This window comes from Ruegeria sp. YTSA219 (genome assembly GCF_059609985.1).
In genome coordinates this window covers 441,071-460,208 of record NZ_JBXWMT010000002.1, presented here as the reverse complement: position 1 = coordinate 460,208, position 19,138 = coordinate 441,071, and the positions used below count along the sequence as shown (strand labels likewise).

Genomic DNA, 19,138 nt, shown 5'->3' with positions numbered 1-19,138 from the left:
TATCAGGTGTTTCTGTGATCAGGAACGTCTTCGACTTGTTCGACCGCATGTGTGGCCCAGATTTTGTCCTCACCCGCGTCTGACAGATCCTGGGGCTTTTCATGGCGGTGAATATGCCATTTGGCAATAAACAGGGCCGTGATCGGAGCAGTCAGGAACAGAAACAGCGTGATCAGCAGCTCGTGCAGAGACAGATGATGTTCGATCAATACGGAATGGATGATTGAGGCGATCAGAACGCCACCCACCCCAAGCGTTGTCGCTTTGGTGGGGGCGTGAAGCCTGGACATCGGGTCCTTTAGCTTGATCATACCGTACGATCCGACAAAACCAAATATGCCTGAAACAACCAGGAAGAAGGCAACCAGAAATTCAAAGATTACCGACATGTCGCCCTCACTCGATGATATTGCCGCGCAGCATAAAGCGCGCGTAGGCCACAGTTGAGACAAAGCCGAGCATTGCAATGATCATCGCGGCCTCAAAAAAGATCTCGGTCCCCAGAAACAGCCCGTAGAGTACCATAAGGGCAATTGTGTTGATCACCATCGTGTCCAGCGCCAGAACCCGGGTGCCCACTCCATCGGCCGTAATGATCCGCCACAGGCACATCATGATGGCTGCGCCGAAACAAGCAAAGGCAAAGTAGATTGCTAGGTCGATCATTCGAAAATCTCCTTTAGCCTGCGCTCGTATCGTTGCTTGATTTGATCGCGTACTTCGTCCGGGTTTGGCGCATCGAGGCAGTGGACCAGCAGGTTGTGACCCTGCGCGGACAGATCGCAACTGACGGTGCCGGGGGTCATGGTGATTGTCCCGGCCAGAACCGTAATCGCCTCTGGTGTGCGCAGTTCCAGCGGAATGCAGACCCAGTTCGGTTCACGGTCGGAATCCCGTTTGAAGAGGATGATCCTAGCAACTGTCATGTTGGCGACAACAATGTCCCATAGAACCACCAATATGTATTCGGCGATCATCGGCCAATTCCGAAGAATGGGCCGGTCTGGCCAATACGGCTGTGTGACGAAGGGGATGATAATCCCCAGCACAAGGCCAAACACCAGTGAATTCAGCGATGGTGTGTTTGCCAGCAAAATCCACACGACCGTCAGCAGGAAAGTCAGATGCGGGTGCGGGAATATCCGGTGAAGCAGTTTTTTCATTCTTCCACCCCTAACACGGCCGAGATGTAGTTTTCGGGTGCAAACAACTGTTCCGCTGTGCTGGTAGCGTAGTTCATTGCAGGCCCGGCAAACAATGTCAGCATGACCAGACCGATGATCAAAGCAAATACCGACGTAAAGGCCAACCCGGGCGAAGGTTCCGGGGCTGCCTGAAAGGCGGTCTCGCCGTCAGTTGTATCGGCTTGGTCGGTGGCCAAGCTGGCGTCATGGCTTTTCCAAAAGATCAAAGTTCCGGCGCGGGCTAGCCCTACTATGGTTACGAATGAGCCGATCAATACCACAGCCCAGACCGTATTTGCGTCTGGTGCATCTCGCGCGGCGTCCAGGACCAGCAGTTTGCCAATGAACCCGGACAGGGGCGGCATCCCGGCCAAAGCAATCGCACCAATAAAGAACAGTGCGGAAATCAGTCCGGTCTGTGCCATAGGGTGCTTTGGGGCAATCGCGCCTCCGCGCCGCTCGATCACCAGATCAGCAATCAGGAACAACAGCGCCGTCGCAAGCGTCGAATGGTAGATATAGAACAAAGCGGCGGCGGTTGCTGTTTCGGTGAACAGGGAAATTGCAATCAGCAGGGTACCCATTGACGCGATGGCGCAAAAAGCCACTAGGCGCGCGATGTGTCGTGAGCCCAATATGCCGATTGTACCAACGGCCAGAGTTACCAAAGCGGCAGGTTGCAGCCAGTTGATCACAAGATCATGCGCAACCAATACCTCGGGGCCAAAGCCAAGCGTGTACATGCGCAAGATCGAGTAGGCCCCGACCTTTGTCATGATCGCAAACAGCGCTGCAACTGGCATAGGAGCATTCGCATAGCTGGCCGGTAGCCAGAAATGCAGCGGTAGAACTGCAGCCTTAATGCAGAATACCAGCAGCAACAGGGCAGCACCCACTCTTATCAGAGCGGTGTCTTCGAGCGGAAGCTCGGCAATCCGTACAGCCATATCCGCCATGTTCAGCGTGCCGGTCACTGAATAGAGCGTGCCAAGGGCAAACAAAAACAGCGTTGAGCCCAAAAGGTTGTAGGCGACATATTGCACGCCTGCCTTGAGCCGAACGGCTCCACCGCCGTGCGTCATCAAACCGTAGGACGCGATCAGCAATACCTCGAAGAACACGAACAGGTTAAAGGCGTCACCTGTCAGAAAGGCACCGCATACGCCCATAAGCTGAAAGTGGAATAAGGGATGAAAGTGCTTGCCGCGTGCATCCCATCCGGAGGCAATTGAATAAAGCACTATCGGAAGGGCTAAAAGCGCGGTCAGCAAGACCATCATGGCAGATAACCGATCCAGCACCAGCACGATTCCAAAGGGCGCTGGCCAGTTGCCCAACTCATAGACCAGAATGTCTCCACCTGCGGCCTGTGCGGTGATTGTCAGGGCGATGCCAAGCAGTGCCACGACACCGGCGACCGAGAATATGCGCTGCAAATCAAGGTGGTACCGCAGGACCATGATGATGAACGGAGCCAGAATCGCGGGCAGGACGACTGGCGCAACGATCCAATGGTTCATGCGTCTTCTCCCGGCGCGTCCGTATTGTCATGAGCGGCCATGTCGATGTGGTCATCCTTGGCCGACAGGTAAGCCGAAAGCGAGATCATCACGATCACCGCAGTCATCCCGAATGAAATCACGATGGCGGTCAGCACCAGGGCCTGCGGCAAGGGATCGGTATAGGCGACCTCTTCATATTTGTTCAGAACCGGCGGCGCGTCCAAAGCCAGCCGCCCGGTGGCAAACAAAAAGACGTTCACCGCATAGGTCAGTAGAGACAGTCCCAGAATGACCGGAAAAGTCCGGCGACGCAGGATCAGGAAAATCCCGGCGGCGGTCATCACGCCAACCGCAGAGGCTACGAGCGCTTCCATCAGACCTGCTCCTTTTCTTCTTGTTCTTCTTCAGGCGGATCGTCCCGCAGCGGGTTGATATCCATCGGGAATTCCTGCGCCATGCCGGGCTGCCAGGCCAAGCGGGACAGGCTATCCAGTGCCAGCATCACCGCGCCTAAAACCGCAAGGAACACGCCGGTATCGAACAGCATGGCGGTTGCCCATTCGAACTCTTCCAGCGGCGGCCAATTCAGATATCCGAAATCGCTGGTCAGGAAGGGACGTTCATTGAACCATGCGCCAATTCCAGTTGCTGCGGCGATCAGAACGCCCCAACCGATTGTGCCGTGGTAATAGAACCGTTGCCGTTCGATGGCCCAGGTATAACCGCTGGCCATATATTGCATCAGATAGGCGATGGCGACGACCAGACCGGCGATGAACCCTCCACCTGGCTGGTTATGGCCGCGGAAAAAGATATAGGCCCCGACCATCAGCGCGATGGGCATCATCACACGGGTTGCCACAACCATCATCAGCGGATGCGAGTCGCCCGATTGTGGCCAATGCGGTTTGCGGTTCAGCAGATAGGCCCGGACATTGGTTTCCAGCACCGCCTCGGTCAGGGCAAAGATGATCAGGGCGGCAATGCCCAGAACGATAATCTCGCCGAAGGTATCAAAGCCCCGGAAATCCACCAGGATCACGTTGACGACATTGGTGCCTCCGCCGCCCTTATACGAATTGGCCAGATGGAATTCGGAAATGCTGGGAAAGCCGAAATCCCGCAGCATCAGCGCATAGATCAATGCACCTGATCCGATGCCTGCCACGACCGAGATCGCGGCATCCCGCCAGCGCCGTGCCGCGCTGCTGTCCCAGGGGGTGTCCGTGGGCAGGAAGTTCAGCGACAGCAACAGCAGGATCATCGTCACCACCTCGACCGAGATCTGCGTCAGGGCCAAATCAGGGGCGGACAGATAGTTGAACGCCATCGAGACGATCAGGCCAACGACTCCGATCAGCACCAAGGACAGCAGCCGGTTGCGGTGGAACCACATGATGGCCAGCGTCGCGGCGATCAGGCAGATCCAGCCAATGAACGGAATGATCTGAACGGGTAGGGGCGTGCGTGTTTCAACGCCAATAGATCCGGTGGCGAATGCATAATATCCCAGCCCAACCGTAAAGACGATCAGGATGGCCGCATACCGGCTGAGGACCCCGTTATGCAGAGTATCTGTGACCCAGCGGCTGGTCGCCGTAAGCGCAGCGATCACTGCGTCAAAAATGGTTTTCGCCTCGGGTCTGGGCAGGGCATTCCAGATGAACTCACCACGCCGATGCTGTGCCAGCAAGGCCAGGCCACCCAGTGTGGCGAACGCGGACATATACAAGGCAGGCGTAAACCCGTGCCAGAGTTTCAGCGAATAATAGGGCAGCTTCTCGCCCCCGATTACCGCACTTGAAACAACTGCCACCAGCGGACCTACGATGGCGTTGGAATAAAGACCGATCAGGACGACAAGCACGACCAGGAAAGCGGGTGCAAGCCAAAGCCCGGCCGGTGGGTCATGTGGATGGGTTGGGTAATCGTCGCGTACAGGACCAAGGAACACGTGACCAACAAAGCGGAACGAATAGGCTGCAGAGAACAAGGCCGCCAGCAGCGCCAGTCCGGGCACAAGATAATGCGAATGCAGCCAGGTTGTGTGGACCGTTTCCTCCAGCATCATCTCCTTGGACAGAAACCCGTTCAGCGGAGGTAGACCGGCCATGGAAAGTGCGGCAATCGTCCCGATGGTGAAGGTGATGGGCATCAAATGGCGCAATCCGCCCAGTCGCTTGATGTCGCGGGTCCCGGCCTCGTGATCCACGATACCGGCGGTCATGAACAGGGCTGCTTTGAACGTCGCATGGTTGATGATGTGGAAGATGGCAGCAACGGCGGCGATCTTGGTTCCAAACCCCAGCAGCATGGTTATCAGGCCCAGATGCGACACGGTCGAAAACGCCAGCAGCGCCTTGAGATCGTCTTTGAACAGGGCGATGCAGGCCCCGATCAGCATGGTTACCAGGCCGGTTGTGGCCACAATGTAGAACCACGCATCAGTACCCGCCAGAACGGGCCACATGCGGGCCATCAGGAACAACCCTGCCTTTACCATCGTGGCCGAGTGCAGATAGGCTGATACTGGCGTAGGGGCGGCCATCGCGTGTGGCAGCCAGAAATGGAAGGGGAACTGTGCCGATTTGGTGAAACACCCCAGCAAAATCAGGACCAGCGCTGGCATGTAATAGGGTGAAGACTGGATCAGCTCTTTGTTCTGGAGAATGACGCTTAGGTCATAAGAGCCAACGATATTGCCTAGGATCAGCATCCCCGCAATCATCGCCAAGCCGCCAGAGCCGGTCACAGCCAGCGCCATACGTGCGCCCTGTCGTCCCTCGGGGAGGTGTTTCCAATATCCGATCAAAAGGAATGAACTAAGCGAGGTAAGTTCCCAGAATATCAGCAAAAGTAGGATATTGTCCGACAGAACGATTCCCACCATCGCGCCCTGAAACAGCAGCAAATAGGTGTAAAACTGCCCCATCGGGTCTTCGCGCGACAGGTAGAACCGGGCGTAGAGGATGATCAGCAAACCGATGCCAAGGATCAGCAGCGCGAACAGAAACCCAAGGCCGTCCAACATGAAATTGGCGTTTAGGCCCAGTGCCGGAATCCAGTCGAACCGGGCGGTAACGACCTCGCCGCGCATCACGGTTGGGATGTGAATCAACAGCCCCATCAGCGCCAGAAAAGTGGTCAACCCAGCGGCCGAGGCTGCTGCGTTTCGTCCAGCCCGGATCAAAAGGGCTGGGAATACAGCTCCGAGGAAGGGAAGGGCCGCGATGAGGAATAGGGACAACTGCGATACTCCGGTCTGGGCGGTCAAAAGTGCTATTGATTTTGTAAGGATAATTCGCGGAGTGTCCAGCGATTGCAAACCATTCTGCCTGTTCAGGGGCCCCAAGGCAGAGGATGGTACAGGTAAAGCGGCGATGACACGAACTTGAACAGGCAGGTTAATTTCGACACGGAACTGGATAAGCTGCTGTGATACATAGGACCGCATCGGATCAGGAGGGATTACAGTGGCTGCTGGGGCAAACCGGACACGGCGAAAGGTTCTGCTGTTTGGTGCGGCTGCTGTTCTGGGCGGTTTTGCAATCCGTGAATACCGCCTGATCCCGCAGAGCTATGCGGGCGGTCGGATCAGTGTCGGGGATGCGCATCAGCAAGCTAAGCTTGGAGATATATTTTTGGTGGACATCCGTACCCCACGCGAATGGGATGCCTCAGGCGTGGGCGAAGGCGCGCATCCCCTAGACATGCGTCGCGATGATTTTGATGAGGCGCTGCTGCAGATTGTCGGCGGAGACCTCGACGCCCCAATCGCCCTGATCTGCGCGCGCGGTGTGCGCTCGGCCCGGCTGAGCAACCAGCTGTCCGAGGCGGGGTTCGCAAATATCATCGACGTGCCCGAGGGTATGTTAGGCTCAGCAGCAGGGCCGGGCTGGGTCCGGGCAGGCCTGCCGGTTCAACACTATGATGGGAAAGCAGAATGATCCGAAGTTTGTTTCTGTCGGTCGGGATGGCCGTGATCGCGAATGCAGGAATGGCCGCCTGTGTCGATCAGGAAGACATGTGCGAAACGCCGTCGGGTGGGTACCATATCGAACTTCCCGAAACCGAAAACCCACCGCTGGTGGTGTTTCTGCACGGTTATGGCGGGACTGCGACCGGAACGCTGAAGAACCGCAGCTTGGTTGATCCTCTGCTTGCGCGCGGATATGCGGTTATGGCACCGGAGGGGTCCGAGCGTAACGGCCGCCAAAGCTGGAATTTCTTCCCGGGTTGGGAAGGGCGTGACGAAACGGCTTTTCTGCGCGAGGTGGTTCAGGATGCGTCGGACCGGTTCGGGGTCGATGATGACCGCGTCGTGTTGGGCGGGTTTTCTGCGGGGGCCTTCATGGTCTACTACCTCGCCTGCGCGGCGCCGGATACGTTTTCGGCCTATGCTCCGGTTTCAGGTGGGTTTTGGCGACCGCATCCCGAGGCCTGCGATGGCCCGGTGCGCATGTTTCACACCCATGGCTGGATCGACAATGTAGTCCCGCTGGAAGGGCGTCTTTTGGGCGGTGGTCGATTCCATCAGGGCGATATCTTTGCCGGTCTGGAAATTTGGCGGGTCGCAAACGAATGCGCCGATACCAAACCCAGCGGATTTTCCACGACCGGGCAATTCATGCGCCGCAGATGGACCGGATGCGCCGATGGCGCGATGTTGGAATTCGCACTTTTCCCAGGTGGTCACAACGTGCCGCAGGGATGGTCGGATATGATGGTAGAGTGGTACGAGGGCCTGCCGGGTGGTTGATCACTCGGCAGGGGTCATGACGGTTTTGCCTTCGACCAGGCGCTTCAATTCATCCCTGTGGAGACGTGCGGACCGGGTGATTGCCGGTTCCTGAACATCTTCTTTCATTCCGACCATGCGCCGCGCCGGTGAGGTTGAAACGCCGCTGAGTGCGGAAAGCGGGATGGCAAAGGCCAGGCTTATGGCAATCGGAGCCAGCCAGATTGACACCAGACCCGATAGGATGCCGGCGCCCAAGGCTATACCGCTGATAGTTTCCAGCGTGTGACATAAGATCAGCGTTCGCAGGCCATAGCTGCCACCATCCCGCGCCTGAGGAGACCAGCCTTTTTGAATACCAAGAATTGTCCGGAAGACGGCGATCATCTGTTGCACCATAAGGATCGGCGCATAGAGGATCGACAGGATGACTTCCGAGATGAATGAGGTCATGAATTTACCTGCGCCACCGAAATCCGCATAACGCACACCGCTAAGTGGCAGGGCAAGCACGGCAAGTACCTTGGGGGCCAGCAACATGGCATACATGACCAGAATGATCAGCACGTGGCGGGTTTCCGACATCTCGGGCCATTGCGGGAATAGCGGATTGTCGGGGCTGAAATAATGCAAGACCGAGGCATCCTCGCCCTGACCGATCAGCGCCCACATCACCAGCAAGGCAAACCACAGCGGCGACATCAGATATCCGACTGCTCCATGGAACATGTGGAACCGCGACACAGCGCGGAATCCGGTTGAGCCCAACAACTTCAGGTGTTGCAAATTGCCCTGACACCAGCGCCGGTCACGCAACGCGTGGTCGATCAGCGTTGGTGGGGTTTCTTCATAGGATCCACGGATGCGCGGTAGGAACCGCACGCCCCATCCGGCGCGACGCATGAGGCCGGCCTCGACGAAATCGTGGCTCATGATCAGTTTTTCCTGACCATTCATTGCGCGCAGTCTTGGCAGCCCCGCGCAGTTGGCAAAAGCCTTGGTGCGGATGATCGCGTTATGGCCCCAATAGTTACCTTCCTGACCACACCAGCGGGCTAGACCTTCGGCGAAGGCGATACCATAAACGCCATTGGCAAATTGCTGCATCCGGGCAAAAACCGACTGAGCACCAATTAACTGAGGGTAACTCTGGATCAGGCCCGCACCGGGGTCTCGCGCCAGAGAATCCGTCAGGCGCAGGATGGCGCGGCCGGTCATCAGGCTGTCGGCATCCAGCACGAGCATCGCATCCCAATCCGCACCCCAACGGCTGACCCAATCTGCGATATTTCCGACCTTGCGGTCTGTGTTCTGTTCTCGCCGACGATAATACAGTTCCAGTCCCGGCGCGAGGGTGGTGCGCAACGCTTCGACGCTGGCTTGTTCCTGTGCCGCGATCTCGGGGTCGCGGGTGTCAGAGAGGATGAACATCGCATAGTGGTGCTGACCATCCCGCGCGCGCAGGTCTTCCAGCATGGTACGGGCGTTGCCCAGCACGTTCCAGGGTACTTCATTATAGACCGGCATAAGAAGCGCGACGCGCAGCGCCTGTGGGCGGCCCTGACGTTTGGGCTGTTCCTGCCGCGACAGGGAAATCATACCCAACAAAACGGTGCAGACCGTGAAAGAGATCCAGAAAAAGTTGAATGAGATCAGAGCCAACAGAATCGCTTCGATCAGATTGATCCCTTCGGCTCCGAACCAGTCGGTCATGACCCAAAGCAAGCCCAGCGTAGCCGCCATCGCAGGCGAGAACGCCAGCGCACGCCAGAATCCCGCAGATGCCTGCCTGCTGCCGGGCGCCTGAGCGTCACGGAACCCAGCGCTGAAATTCTGCTCCGGCATCGCCAGGGGTGCCTCAGGCGGCATGATATGCAGATCGTTGCTCATGATGTCCAACGATACAGCCAGACTTCGGAGGCAGGCTGCTTGTCTTTCAGCAACTGTGCGCGCAGTTCCACATGGTTCCGGTCTCCCGGCTCGAAGGAAAAGGCCAACCGTAGGCCGCCAGTATCGGGGTTGCGCTGTAGGACGCCTTCCGAGGTCTCTGCATGGGGCGAGTCCACAAAGATCGTCATCGCCTCAGGTTCGTCGAATAGCTCGCTGGCCTCAAAGTCGATCACCGCCAGACGGCCCTCGCCAAATGTATTGTCACCCATCGCGGTGTTGATCACGCGTGGCATCGGGGTGCGCTCTGGTTCCTCACCCCAGATAAGGCGGTAGGACAGGTCCACCTGGCTTCCGGCCGCATAGGGCTCCATCGGGCGCCAATAGGCGACGATATTGTCGTAGATTTCCTGATCAGCCGGGATTTCGACCAGAGTGACCGCGCCTTTGCCCCAATCGCCGGTTGGCTCGACCCAGAGGCCGGGGCGTTTGTGGTAACTCGCCTCAAGATCGGCATAATCCGAGAACGCGCGTTTCCGCTGCATCAGGCCAAACCCGCGCGGGTTCATGTCAACAAAGGACGAGAACTGCAGGCGGGTCGGGTTTGCCAAAGGCCGCCACAGGACCTCGCCAGCGCCGTTGCGGATCAACAGCCCGTCGCTGTCATGCACCGCCGGGCGGAAATCGTCGAAACGGCTGTGATTGGTCTGATCGAACAGGAACATCGACGTGCCGGGCGCAATGCCGACATGGGTCAACTCGGTGCGCGGGAAGAGCGTCGCCTCGACCTCCATCACGCAATCAGCGCCTGCCGTGACATTGAACCGATAGGCCCCTGTCACGCTCGGGCTGTCCATCAGGGCGTGAACCACCATATTGCGCTGACCGAGCTTGGGACGTTCCAGCCAGAAACGAATGAATTCGGGAAATTCTTCGCCATCCGGATCGCCGGTTTTCAGCGCCAGCCCCCGGGCCGACAGGCCGTAGACCTCGTGAAGGCCGATCGCCCGGAAGTAACTGGCGCCCTGAAACACACAGAACTCATCGGTTTTTCCGGGGCGGTGCATTTCAGTCCGCAGGCGCAGGCCCGAAAAACCCAGCGTGTCGTCGACGGGCAACTGAGGGACCTCGGTCGACTTGTCAAACATCGACAGATCGAAGGCTACGGGTTTTGCCATGCCGTTTTCGACGGTCGAGACCTGAACCGTACGCGGAAAATAAAGCCCGGGCGTAAAGAAATCTACGTTGAAAGGCGTCTCAGATTCGAACCAAAGCGCACGATCCAGGCGGAACCGGATCGAGCGGTATTGCTCATAGGTCAGGTCCTGCCATTCCTGCGGGACCATCTTGCGCTCGGCAAAGGGCTTTGCGGCCAACTCGCGGGCCAGCGAGATCACGTCACTGCGGTCAAACGGGACCTCTCCGCCCACGGCAAAGGTGGCCGGGGCGAAGGCAAGCGCCGAAGTCGTGGCCAGAAATGCGCGACGTGTGAATTTCATTTCTTTGATTTCCAGGGTTGTGACTTAAACCACGCGGCCAAATAGGCCACGCTGATGATCATGGCAAAGCCAATCATATTAGCGACAAAGACAGTGGCAAAATCCCGCCCAAACAAATCGAGCCCAACGCCGATAAGTCGTGCTGCTGCCATGGAAAATACGAATACGGCAAGTGATTGCTGACCCACTTTGGTGACCAGGGTCAGCACGATTTTCCAAGCTTTGGCGCCTGCGCTCTGACCGGTTGCGATCAGGCGGTGTCCATGCTCGCCAGCAGCCACCCAGCCCAGATAGGCCAGCGACAGGAAATGCATGTAGCGAAACAGACCGAAATCGGTCTTGTCGCGGAATTCCTTCGTGATGGGCCAGACTTTGCGGATTTCATCGGCCAAATCCGGGGCTGCGGCATTCACCCATGTGAACACTTTCCACGACCCGAAAGGCATTGAAAAGATCAGGAACAGCGCCGCTGCCCAAATCAACGTTTTTGACACCGGAGGGGCCGGGATCCAGCCGCGCATGAATGCAAAGCCAGTAAAGAAAAGCAACTGCCAGCCAAAAGGGTTAAAGAACCACTGACGATCCGACCAGGGCTCGGCGGGCAGGTCCAGAACGTCGGTCTGCGCCACGAGCCAGATAGCAACGGATGTGGCTGCAACCGCCCAGAATCCGATGCGGGACAGGCCCATGAACAGCGGCATCATTGCAAGTACCACCAGATACATAGGTAGAATGTCGAAATAATTCGGCACATAGGTCAGGGTGAACAGGCCGACGATCTGCGGAGCAGGATCATTGAAGAAATGCTGCAGGTTCAGGGACGAGATGTAGTTCTTCTCAAACAGGCCTGATTGATTCAGCGCAGCCATCGTCATCGCGACAAAGAAGAACAGGCCGATATGCGCCCAGTAAACCTGCCAGATCCGGTATGATACCCGCGCAGTGCCCATCCACCAGCCCTTGCGCAGGAACGCGCCGCCAAAGGCGATGGCCGAGGCCATGCCCGAACAAAAAACAAAAATCTCGGTTGCATCCGAAAAACCAAACCGGGCAGGGATCCACTTGGCCCAGGGGTCGTTGGGAATATGCGCAATCAGGATGATGAACATCGCGATTCCGCGATAGAAATCCAGACGCGGGTCGCGCGTACTAACAGGGGCGGCCGAGGTGGCTGCCACAGGTGCAAAATCAGAAGCGGGCGATAGAGTCGCCATACGAGTTCTGTCCTTCTTCAGTCTTTTTGTTTTGTTATTCTGCCGGAACGCTTTGTGCGTCTTGGTTATCGCGAGCCGCGTCGATCAATGCGCGGCGCGCCATAGCATAATTGTCCTCACCCCCGGCCCGCTTGGCACGGCGGTCGTCTAGAATGCGCTCGACAGCATCCAAACGGCCGGCACGCAGGCCGGAATCAATAGTGATGCGCTCGAATACATCACGTTGGGCGTGGCTACCACCGGCCAGTTGCATTCCGTCCCGTGCATTCGACAGGAAATCAAATGCTTCGCCGTAAAGGCCGTCGCCAAAAGCCTCAAGCCCTTTGGCTGCGGCAATACCGGGATCCGACATCCGGATCGGAGTGTCGCCCTGATTGCGCTGGGCATCTTTCTGGATGCGCTGCAGCATTTTGCCGGTCGCTTCGGTCCGGTTGTCGCCGGTCAGGGCCAGCAGATAGTGAAGATCGGCGAAGATCAGGCAGCCATCTTCGGTCCGGGCGGCGCTGAGGTCGGCCAGTTCCTCCCAGCGGTTTCCAACTTTGACGCCCTCAAGCTCGAGCCGGGACAAAAGCGACGTGGCATTCGATATGTCACGGTAATCGTCGGTTTTGTCCTGCCGGACATACTGGTCATACAGTTCCATAACCTGATCGACCTGACCCAGGTCCAGATGCATCAGCGCCTTGTGCCACCAGACATGATAGCGAAAGTTGTTGCAATGCGCCCAGGCATCCTCGCGTCCGGCCAGCCAATCAAGACCTTGCTGCGCATTGCCGGTCATCTCGTGCACATGGGCCACTGCGTGCAGACCCCAGGCATCATCCGACACCATCCACAGTGCCTGACGTCCGGCGATTTCGGCTTTTTCATAGGCCCCGGTTTCCTCAAGCGCGAAGGAATGGCACCCCAGAAGATATCCGCGGCCGGCGTGGTCGGGTTCATAAGCAGGCAGGACACGTTCGATCGACCGTCGCATACCAGCGGCATCTCCCAAGACAAACCGTGTTGCGTGGCTGAGTTTCATCGCCAGCGAGTCCTGTGGGTGGAGGCGCAGAATTTCTTCAAACTTCTGGATTGCATGTGAGGGCAGGTCGGACAGGTAAAGGGCCAACGCGTCGACATAAAGCCGCTCGCGATCAGTTACCGGTTGGCGATCCATAGCGGTGTTGGCAGCATTCAACGCTTCCGCTGCAACTGGCATCATCTCGCGCCGGCCCAGCAAGACCAGGAACAGGCCTTTGACGGCGTGACCAAGCGCGAAATCGGGCTCAAGCTCTAGCACTTTGCCCAGATGCAGGGGTGTGACAGCTGAATGCGCCATGAAACCAAGCAGAACACCATTCCACGCCTCGACACTGGCCGAATGGCAAAGAGTGTTCATCTGTCCGAAAACATCTTGTTTCATGCGCGGGATCCAATCCATTTGCGATTTATTACTTTATTCGATTTAGCAGAGAGTCAGGCGGGGTCGTATCAGTATCGGCCCTGCTCTCGAATTGGTGAAAAGCTGTGTGTGGAAAACGTGAAAAAATCCGCCGATTCAACGGCATGTTTCAGCAATATGCCGCCTAGTAAGGCATTGTGTTTCAATCTTCAAATGGGTTCTTAGCGTTCAAGACTGCTGCAGTGTCCGCTCCGAACTGTGGCGGAGCCGTCCGGTAGGTAACCGGTGTCCGCGACAATTTCAGCGGGTTTCCGATCAGTTTTACCTCGGCCGGGGCAGCCTGCATCGCGATCTGCATTTGCCGCGCCGCGACCTGCTCGGTGTCAAAAACCTGATCCAGGGTCTGGACCGGCCCAACTGGTACTTTGCGTGCCTCAAGTTCTGCGATGACGGTTGTTGTGTCATATGACTGAACCGCAGGGCGCAATAGGGCGTTCAACGCATCCCGGTTTTCCAGCCGCGCCGGATTCGTCGCAAAGCGGACGTCATCCGCCAGATCAGGTTGGCCGATGAATTCGCAGAACCGGCGGAACTGACTGTCATTACCTACAGCAAGGATCACATGGCCATCAGCGGTTTCGTAAACGTCATATGGAACGATATTTGGATGACCATTCCCACGGCGTTGTGGCACATTGCCGGATGTCAGATAATTCACGCCTTCATTGATCAGCCACGCAATCTGGGAATCGACCAGAGCCAGATCAATTTGCTGTCCCTCTCCGGTCTGGTCCCGATGGCGCAATGCTGCCAAAATGCCAACGCAGGCATACATACCGCACATGACATCAGCGATACCAACTCCAACTTTCATCGGCGCCCCTTGGGGATCGCCGGTCAGAGACATGACACCGCCATAGCCCTGCGCCATCAGATCATATCCGGGCTTTGATGCGTTAGGCCCATCCTGCCCGTAGCCTGAGATCGAACAATAGACGAGGCTAGGGAATTCCTGCGAGAGCGATTTGTAATCCAGCCCGTATTTCGCAAGCCCGCCGGGTTTGAAATTCTCGATCAGGATGTCCGCAAACGAGGCCAGCCGCCGAATTTCCGCCTGACCTTCGGGTGTGGTGATGTCGATGGCGACCGATTTCTTGTTGCGGTTGGCTGACATGAAATAGGCACTAAGATCCGATGGAACCCCGTCGGCATCAGCGACATAGGGTGGGCCCCACTGGCGCGTGTCGTCCCCTTTAGTAGCAGGGTTTTCGATCTTGATAACGCTGGCACCCAAATCGCCCAGCAACTGTGTGCAGGTCGGTCCGGCCAGAATGCGGGACAGGTCCAGAACCTTGACGCCCTTCAGCGGTCCTTCAGATCCGGCCATCATATCCTCCGCGGTCAATCTCAGCAGCGATTACGGTGAACCTATCAGACTTGGTTGCCGCTTCCAGAGCATCCCTCAGTTCGGCGCGGGTGCGCACCGTGTGACCATTCCCACCGAAGGCCCGGCCCATAGCTGCAAAGTCGTGGCGGTCGAAATCGACGCCTACGTTCCCCATTTGCCGCTGACGCTGTTTCAATTCGATCAGGGCAAGGCTGGCGTCGACGAACACCAGGAAAATCGGGTTACCACCCATCTCGGCAACGGTCGACAGTTCTCCGGCGACCATCAGGAACCCGGCATCACCGGAAAAGCTGATGACCGGGCGCGTGGGTTCGGCCAGCTTCAGCCCGATGGCCATTGGCAGAGCGCAGCCCATGGTGCAGAGCGCCGAAGACTGGATCAGCCCGCGTTCTTCGGAACATCCCCACATCTGGCTGAGAAGGATGCGATGTGCGCCGCTGTCAGCGGTGGCCAATGTCTCGGCAGGAAGAGCCGCGCGGGTTTCCGCAATTACCGCGGCGGGACCCCATACATCATCAGTAGGGAAGGCTCGCGCCAGGGCGGCCCGAACCTGTTCGGGTTCGCCGCCGGGCCAGGTGGCGCGGGCAGGGTTGCCCTTTGCAATGGCCTCGAGGGTCGCGCCGGTATCAGCCACCAGGTTCAACCCGGCCTGATGCATGTAGTGATCGTTCGGAACCGCCGAAATGTCGATGACGCGCTTTTCTTCGGGGTCCCATATCTCGCGCCAGCCTGGGCGCATTTCGATCGGGTCATAGCCCAGACACAACACTAGATCGGCCTGTTCAACCAGCGGCACTAGATGGGTGTCAGCCAGCGGCGACAGGCCCGCGCCGCCAAGGCACAGTGGATGATCCTCGGGAACCACGCCCTTGGCCTTGTAGGTTGTCACAAAAGGAATGCCAAAATGTTCAAGGAACGCCTGCACCACATTGCGCGAGTCGTCATATAGAACATCCAGGCCGATAATCGCGATGGGCCGTTCGGCCTGTGCCACCCAGCGGCGGGCTTTTTCAACGCAATCCCCCTCGGGCGCGACGGCGGCAGGTTTGACAAGACGGCGGCGTTTGACATCGGTCACAGGCGCATCCGCAACCGAAATCGGCACGTCGATATGCACCGGTCCTGTGCGCGGCTGATTGGCCAGCGATACCGCTTTGTCTGCGATAATATCCGCGCCTTTGGCGGTCAGCATGAACGTCCCTTTGGTGATCGAGCGATAGACCCGTGCGTGATCCATGACCTGATGGGTGTATGTCAGCGCCTCATCTGCGTCGACACAGCCGGTCAGCACGATCATTGGCACCCGGTCCTGCAACGCATTGGCGACCACATTGATCCCGTTCATCGCGCCTGGACCGAGTGTGGCCACCAGAATGGCCGGGGCACCGTCGCGGTGATGCACCGCCTCGGCCATAAAGCCAGCCGCGTTCTCGTGTTTGGTCAGGTGAAAGGTTATTCCCGCCTTTTCCAACGCATCCACTAGGGTCAGCACCTCGCCACCTGGCATGCCAAAAGCGTGGCGGCAGCCAGCCTCATAAAGCCGTTGGGCCAGAATGTCCGCAGCGCGGGGCGACGAGTCCTGCATCAGTAAAGCTCCGAAAACTGTTTCAACGCAGATTGCGGAGGACAGACCCGGACGCAAGGCGCATCACGCCAGTGTGACTATTTGACAGCGGCTTCGGCCACGATCTGAAAGGTGTCATCCAATTCCTGGGCAATGTCCCTCAGGGGGTCTCCTCCCTCATAGATATAGGGCGCGAATACAAAGCTGGGCGTTTTATAGGACAGGGTGGCGGTACCGTCCTCGTTTTCGGTCACGTAAAACCGGATCGGTGCTTCGATCATTGCGCGCACCGAGGTTTCCAGCACGCGCACCGCATAGTCATTGTTGAAGGCGCCGATCACCAGATTGCCTGGGATTGTAATTCCCCGCGCGGCGGCGGCTTTGGTGGGGCCGGCCTGCGTGACCACGATCAGACCGTTTGCCTTAACCGCCGATCTGGTGTCCGAGACCAATTCATCATAGCTTTTGCCCGTTGGATACACGGCCCATCCCGAGGGCGGTTCGTCGGCCCAGGCGGGCAGAGCCAGCAGGGCGAAGACAGTCCAAAGCAGTTTCATCCAGAGGCCTCCTTTTAAGGTGTCTGCAGGAATCCTGCCAGAAATGTGAGAACGTCGCACTCACAATCTTGTGCGCATTCGGGATTGCGCCGCGCCGCTTAAAGCCGCAGAAACGGGCGCAGGACGAAGGGAAAGGTCTGGATCGGATGCGCCTGATGATCTGCAAAACCTGTGGCACCGCACGTGATCGGGCGGCCGAGGTCCAGGCTGTGCAGGACGCACTGAAAAGGGCCGGATTGACGGATCAGGTCGAAGTGAGCGAACACGCCTGTTTCAGCGGCTGCGCGGAACCCACGGCGCTGGCTATACAGGCGCAGGGGCGCGCATCTTATGTGTTTTCGGGTGTCGATGTGGTGGCGGATGCCGCGGATATCGCTGAAACTTGCCGTACTTACCTGAACAGCCCGCAGGGCTGGATCGAAGACGCCCGACCCTGCGGGCGGCTTCGGATGTGTTTGCGTGCGCGTATTCCGGCGCTTTAGTCGACTTGAACCGTAACCGCAGCACGAACCGGCACGTTATCGACCGAAAGCGGGCTATGGCTGTTGGAATTCAGTGAAACCGAAACCTCGACCTCGCCTTTGGGCAACTGATCAAGATGCATCCAACTGCCGTAAAGCCGGGCGAGCTTTTCTCCGTTGATGTAAACATGCGCGTGCCCTTCGCCTGCCAAGTCTGCGGTCGATGCGTTCTGCGGTGCGAAGGTAAAGTTTTTTGGCATGACATGCAGGTTCCAGCCAGACATAGGATCCTGTGTCAGAGCGATGTCCAGTGTAGGTGCATCTGCGCCTGCCGGTAGGTTCAGGGCCGTGGAATGATCGTGGGCCATGGTCTCAGTGTGTGAGGCTCCGTGAAGAGACGGATCAGAATGGTCGTGGCCATCAAATGTGACGCCATTTGCAGCAGCAATTACAAATCCTGCACCGCCGCCAAAGACCAGACCGATCACGAATAGAGCAAGTGAACGGGTCATTGTATTTCCTTGAAAACATAGGGAAACGCGCCAAGTTTACACCCGGCGCGTTCAATCGAAGTGCGATCAGGCCGTTGCTTCGGAAGGTTGCGCTTCTTTCTGCCAGAAATAGCCAGCGAACGCGCCAACCAGAACCCATGCAACCAGACCGATTCCAAAAGCTCGTGCCGCGAACAATGCGCCAATTTCAGTCGGCACAGGGCCGGTGAAAACATCGGGCTCGGGTGCACCGATAAGATGTGGCACCAACAGAAGTACTGCGGCGATCACATAGCTGATCAGGTTACCTCCAAAGGCGATCAACCACATGGCGACAAGGGCTGCTGCAACCGTTGCGAACCACCAGACCTGACGTGCATAGACATCGGCTGCTGCGACACCCGGCACTTCGGGCGCCAGGGTGAAACCTGGTGCAAGGTGGAAGGCGATAAATCCGGCCAACCCCCAAAGAACGCCGGTCCGGCCATCAATCTGATGCCCTTGACCTTCGGCTACCGACATCAGCGCAACCATCACCAGCGCATAGCCGGTATAGGTCAGCATGGTAAAGATGACACTCAGCGCATCACGCGTCAGTTCAGAGAACATGCGCGGCAGCTCGGGATGAGCCGATACGGTCTCGCCCCCGAAATGCACCAGCTCTCCGGATTCATAAAGCTCGGCATGCAACAATACTGGTTGCACAAATACCAACTGCAGCAAGGCGGCAATCAGCCCCGCTGCAGCACCAGCGAACAACGCGCTGGTCAATATACGACTGAACACGGTCTTAGTGGCAGGGGAAGCCGGTCGCGTGACGCACGTCATGCGCTGCATCATGCAGGGCCGCTGCCTGAACGTGACCGGTCAGCGTGATGAGGCCCAGACCCAGAACCACTGCAAACATGACCGGAACAAAGCCTGTACGCGCGGCAGATGCTGTTTTCGTTTGTGTTGCCATTTTGTATTCTCCTCTGCCGCCGCACCCGACGGCCGGTGTTTCGTTTTTGCGCCTGGCAGGTCTCCTGGCTTGCGGGTCGATGCCTCTGTTCGCCTTCCCCCCGGAGAACCGGGAGTGGCTGGTTGAACAGGGGCTCTCCGCTTACAGTCGCGGGGGCGGCTTTGGAGTTGACCACCGAGGCAGTCGCACCAAATTCCCTCTTAGCATCCGGATTTCTCCGGCAGGACCAGACACCCCCATTTAGCCGCTATAGCTGTGGCGGTGCAATCATCATTTGCGACGTATTGT

At 57.8% G+C, this 19,138-nt stretch carries 19 protein-coding genes and 1 riboswitch; of the genes, 3 read left to right on the top strand and 16 right to left on the bottom strand.

Going from position 1 to position 19,138, the window contains the following annotated elements; all coding sequences use genetic code 11:
• Positions 1-2: 2 nt before the first annotated feature.
• From AC2FFB_RS05290 to AC2FFB_RS05265, 6 genes are read right to left on the bottom strand one after another with little or no spacing between them, the layout of a single operon-like run.
• On the bottom strand, positions 3-389 hold the full coding sequence (locus tag AC2FFB_RS05290; RefSeq protein WP_496874616.1) for a Na+/H+ antiporter subunit G: 387 nt from the start codon (positions 387-389) through the stop codon (positions 3-5).
• Between the two features lie 7 nt (positions 390-396).
• The gene (locus tag AC2FFB_RS05285) at positions 397-666 is read right to left on the bottom strand and encodes a K+/H+ antiporter subunit F (protein ID WP_496688625.1); all 270 of its coding nucleotides are present in this window, start codon (positions 664-666) and stop codon (positions 397-399) included.
• Positions 663-1,163: a Na+/H+ antiporter subunit E gene (locus AC2FFB_RS05280; RefSeq protein WP_142632848.1), complete on the bottom strand. Its 501-nt coding sequence runs from the start codon at positions 1,161-1,163 to the stop codon at positions 663-665. Before AC2FFB_RS05280 ends, AC2FFB_RS05285 begins: the two co-directional genes overlap by 4 nt.
• Positions 1,160-2,704 (bottom strand): monovalent cation/H+ antiporter subunit D, encoded by a 1,545-nt coding sequence (locus AC2FFB_RS05275; RefSeq protein WP_271947996.1) that lies wholly within the window; start codon positions 2,702-2,704, stop codon positions 1,160-1,162. Before AC2FFB_RS05275 ends, AC2FFB_RS05280 begins: the two co-directional genes overlap by 4 nt.
• Positions 2,701-3,060 carry a Na+/H+ antiporter subunit C gene (locus AC2FFB_RS05270; RefSeq protein WP_142632852.1) on the bottom strand — a complete coding sequence of 120 codons (360 nt, stop codon included), beginning with the start codon at positions 3,058-3,060 and terminating at the stop codon, positions 2,701-2,703. Before AC2FFB_RS05270 ends, AC2FFB_RS05275 begins: the two co-directional genes overlap by 4 nt.
• Positions 3,060-5,933, bottom strand: coding sequence for a monovalent cation/H+ antiporter subunit A (locus AC2FFB_RS05265; protein WP_496677974.1), 2,874 nt, complete (start codon positions 5,931-5,933; stop codon positions 3,060-3,062). The genes AC2FFB_RS05270 and AC2FFB_RS05265 overlap by 1 nt, the downstream gene beginning before the upstream one ends.
• Before the next feature lie 226 nt (positions 5,934-6,159).
• Between AC2FFB_RS05265 and AC2FFB_RS05260 the strand changes: the two genes are divergently transcribed.
• Together AC2FFB_RS05260 and AC2FFB_RS05255 are read left to right on the top strand one after the other, a co-directional pair.
• Entirely contained in the window at positions 6,160-6,633 is a 474-nt protein-coding gene (locus tag AC2FFB_RS05260) for a rhodanese-like domain-containing protein (protein ID WP_496874615.1), read from the top strand.
• A complete protein-coding gene (locus AC2FFB_RS05255) occupies positions 6,630-7,445 on the top strand; it encodes a CE1 family esterase (RefSeq protein WP_271947991.1) in 816 nt (271 codons plus the stop codon). The genes AC2FFB_RS05260 and AC2FFB_RS05255 overlap by 4 nt, the downstream gene beginning before the upstream one ends.
• On the opposite strand, the gene mdoH is transcribed toward AC2FFB_RS05255, so the two are convergent.
• From mdoH to AC2FFB_RS05220, 7 genes are all read right to left on the bottom strand, one after another.
• Positions 7,446-9,314 carry a glucans biosynthesis glucosyltransferase MdoH gene (gene mdoH / locus AC2FFB_RS05250; RefSeq protein ID WP_496874614.1) on the bottom strand — a complete coding sequence of 623 codons (1,869 nt, stop codon included), beginning with the start codon at positions 9,312-9,314 and terminating at the stop codon, positions 7,446-7,448.
• Complete coding sequence (locus AC2FFB_RS05245; RefSeq protein ID WP_496874613.1) at positions 9,311-10,810, bottom strand: OpgD/OpgG family glucan biosynthesis protein; 1,500 nt, start codon at positions 10,808-10,810, stop codon at positions 9,311-9,313. The genes mdoH and AC2FFB_RS05245 overlap by 4 nt, the downstream gene beginning before the upstream one ends.
• The gene (locus AC2FFB_RS05240) at positions 10,807-12,024 is read right to left on the bottom strand and encodes an OpgC family protein (RefSeq protein ID WP_496874612.1); all 1,218 of its coding nucleotides are present in this window, start codon (positions 12,022-12,024) and stop codon (positions 10,807-10,809) included. The genes AC2FFB_RS05245 and AC2FFB_RS05240 overlap by 4 nt, the downstream gene beginning before the upstream one ends.
• A gap of 34 nt (positions 12,025-12,058) precedes the next feature.
• Positions 12,059-13,429: a tetratricopeptide repeat protein gene (locus AC2FFB_RS05235; RefSeq protein ID WP_142632864.1), complete on the bottom strand. Its 1,371-nt coding sequence runs from the start codon at positions 13,427-13,429 to the stop codon at positions 12,059-12,061.
• A gap of 181 nt (positions 13,430-13,610) precedes the next feature.
• Positions 13,611-14,795 (bottom strand): CaiB/BaiF CoA transferase family protein, encoded by a 1,185-nt coding sequence (locus tag AC2FFB_RS05230; RefSeq protein ID WP_496821406.1) that lies wholly within the window; start codon positions 14,793-14,795, stop codon positions 13,611-13,613.
• Positions 14,782-16,401: a thiamine pyrophosphate-binding protein gene (locus AC2FFB_RS05225; protein ID WP_281994377.1), complete on the bottom strand. Its 1,620-nt coding sequence runs from the start codon at positions 16,399-16,401 to the stop codon at positions 14,782-14,784. Before AC2FFB_RS05225 ends, AC2FFB_RS05230 begins: the two co-directional genes overlap by 14 nt.
• Before the next feature lie 77 nt (positions 16,402-16,478).
• Positions 16,479-16,937 carry a DUF302 domain-containing protein gene (locus AC2FFB_RS05220; RefSeq protein ID WP_496874611.1) on the bottom strand — a complete coding sequence of 153 codons (459 nt, stop codon included), beginning with the start codon at positions 16,935-16,937 and terminating at the stop codon, positions 16,479-16,481.
• A gap of 68 nt (positions 16,938-17,005) precedes the next feature.
• On the opposite strand from AC2FFB_RS05220, the gene AC2FFB_RS05215 reads away from it, so the two are divergent.
• Positions 17,006-17,419 carry a DUF1636 domain-containing protein gene (locus AC2FFB_RS05215; RefSeq protein ID WP_271947977.1) on the top strand — a complete coding sequence of 138 codons (414 nt, stop codon included), beginning with the start codon at positions 17,006-17,008 and terminating at the stop codon, positions 17,417-17,419.
• Here the strand turns inward: AC2FFB_RS05215 and AC2FFB_RS05210 are convergent.
• The 3 genes from AC2FFB_RS05210 to AC2FFB_RS05200 all read right to left on the bottom strand — a co-directional run bounded on the left by AC2FFB_RS05210 (position 17,416) and on the right by AC2FFB_RS05200 (position 18,850).
• Entirely contained in the window at positions 17,416-17,910 is a 495-nt protein-coding gene (locus tag AC2FFB_RS05210) for a hypothetical protein (protein ID WP_281994378.1), read from the bottom strand. The genes AC2FFB_RS05215 and AC2FFB_RS05210 overlap by 4 nt on opposite strands.
• A 66-nt stretch (positions 17,911-17,976) precedes the next feature.
• Positions 17,977-18,675, bottom strand: coding sequence for a CbtA family protein (locus tag AC2FFB_RS05205; RefSeq protein WP_142632874.1), 699 nt, complete (start codon positions 18,673-18,675; stop codon positions 17,977-17,979).
• 4 nt (positions 18,676-18,679) lie between these two features.
• Positions 18,680-18,850 carry a CbtB domain-containing protein gene (locus tag AC2FFB_RS05200; protein WP_142632876.1) on the bottom strand — a complete coding sequence of 57 codons (171 nt, stop codon included), beginning with the start codon at positions 18,848-18,850 and terminating at the stop codon, positions 18,680-18,682.
• Between the two features lie 37 nt (positions 18,851-18,887).
• A riboswitch (cobalamin riboswitch) is annotated at positions 18,888-19,096 on the bottom strand.
• Between the last annotated feature and the right edge of the window lie 42 nt (positions 19,097-19,138).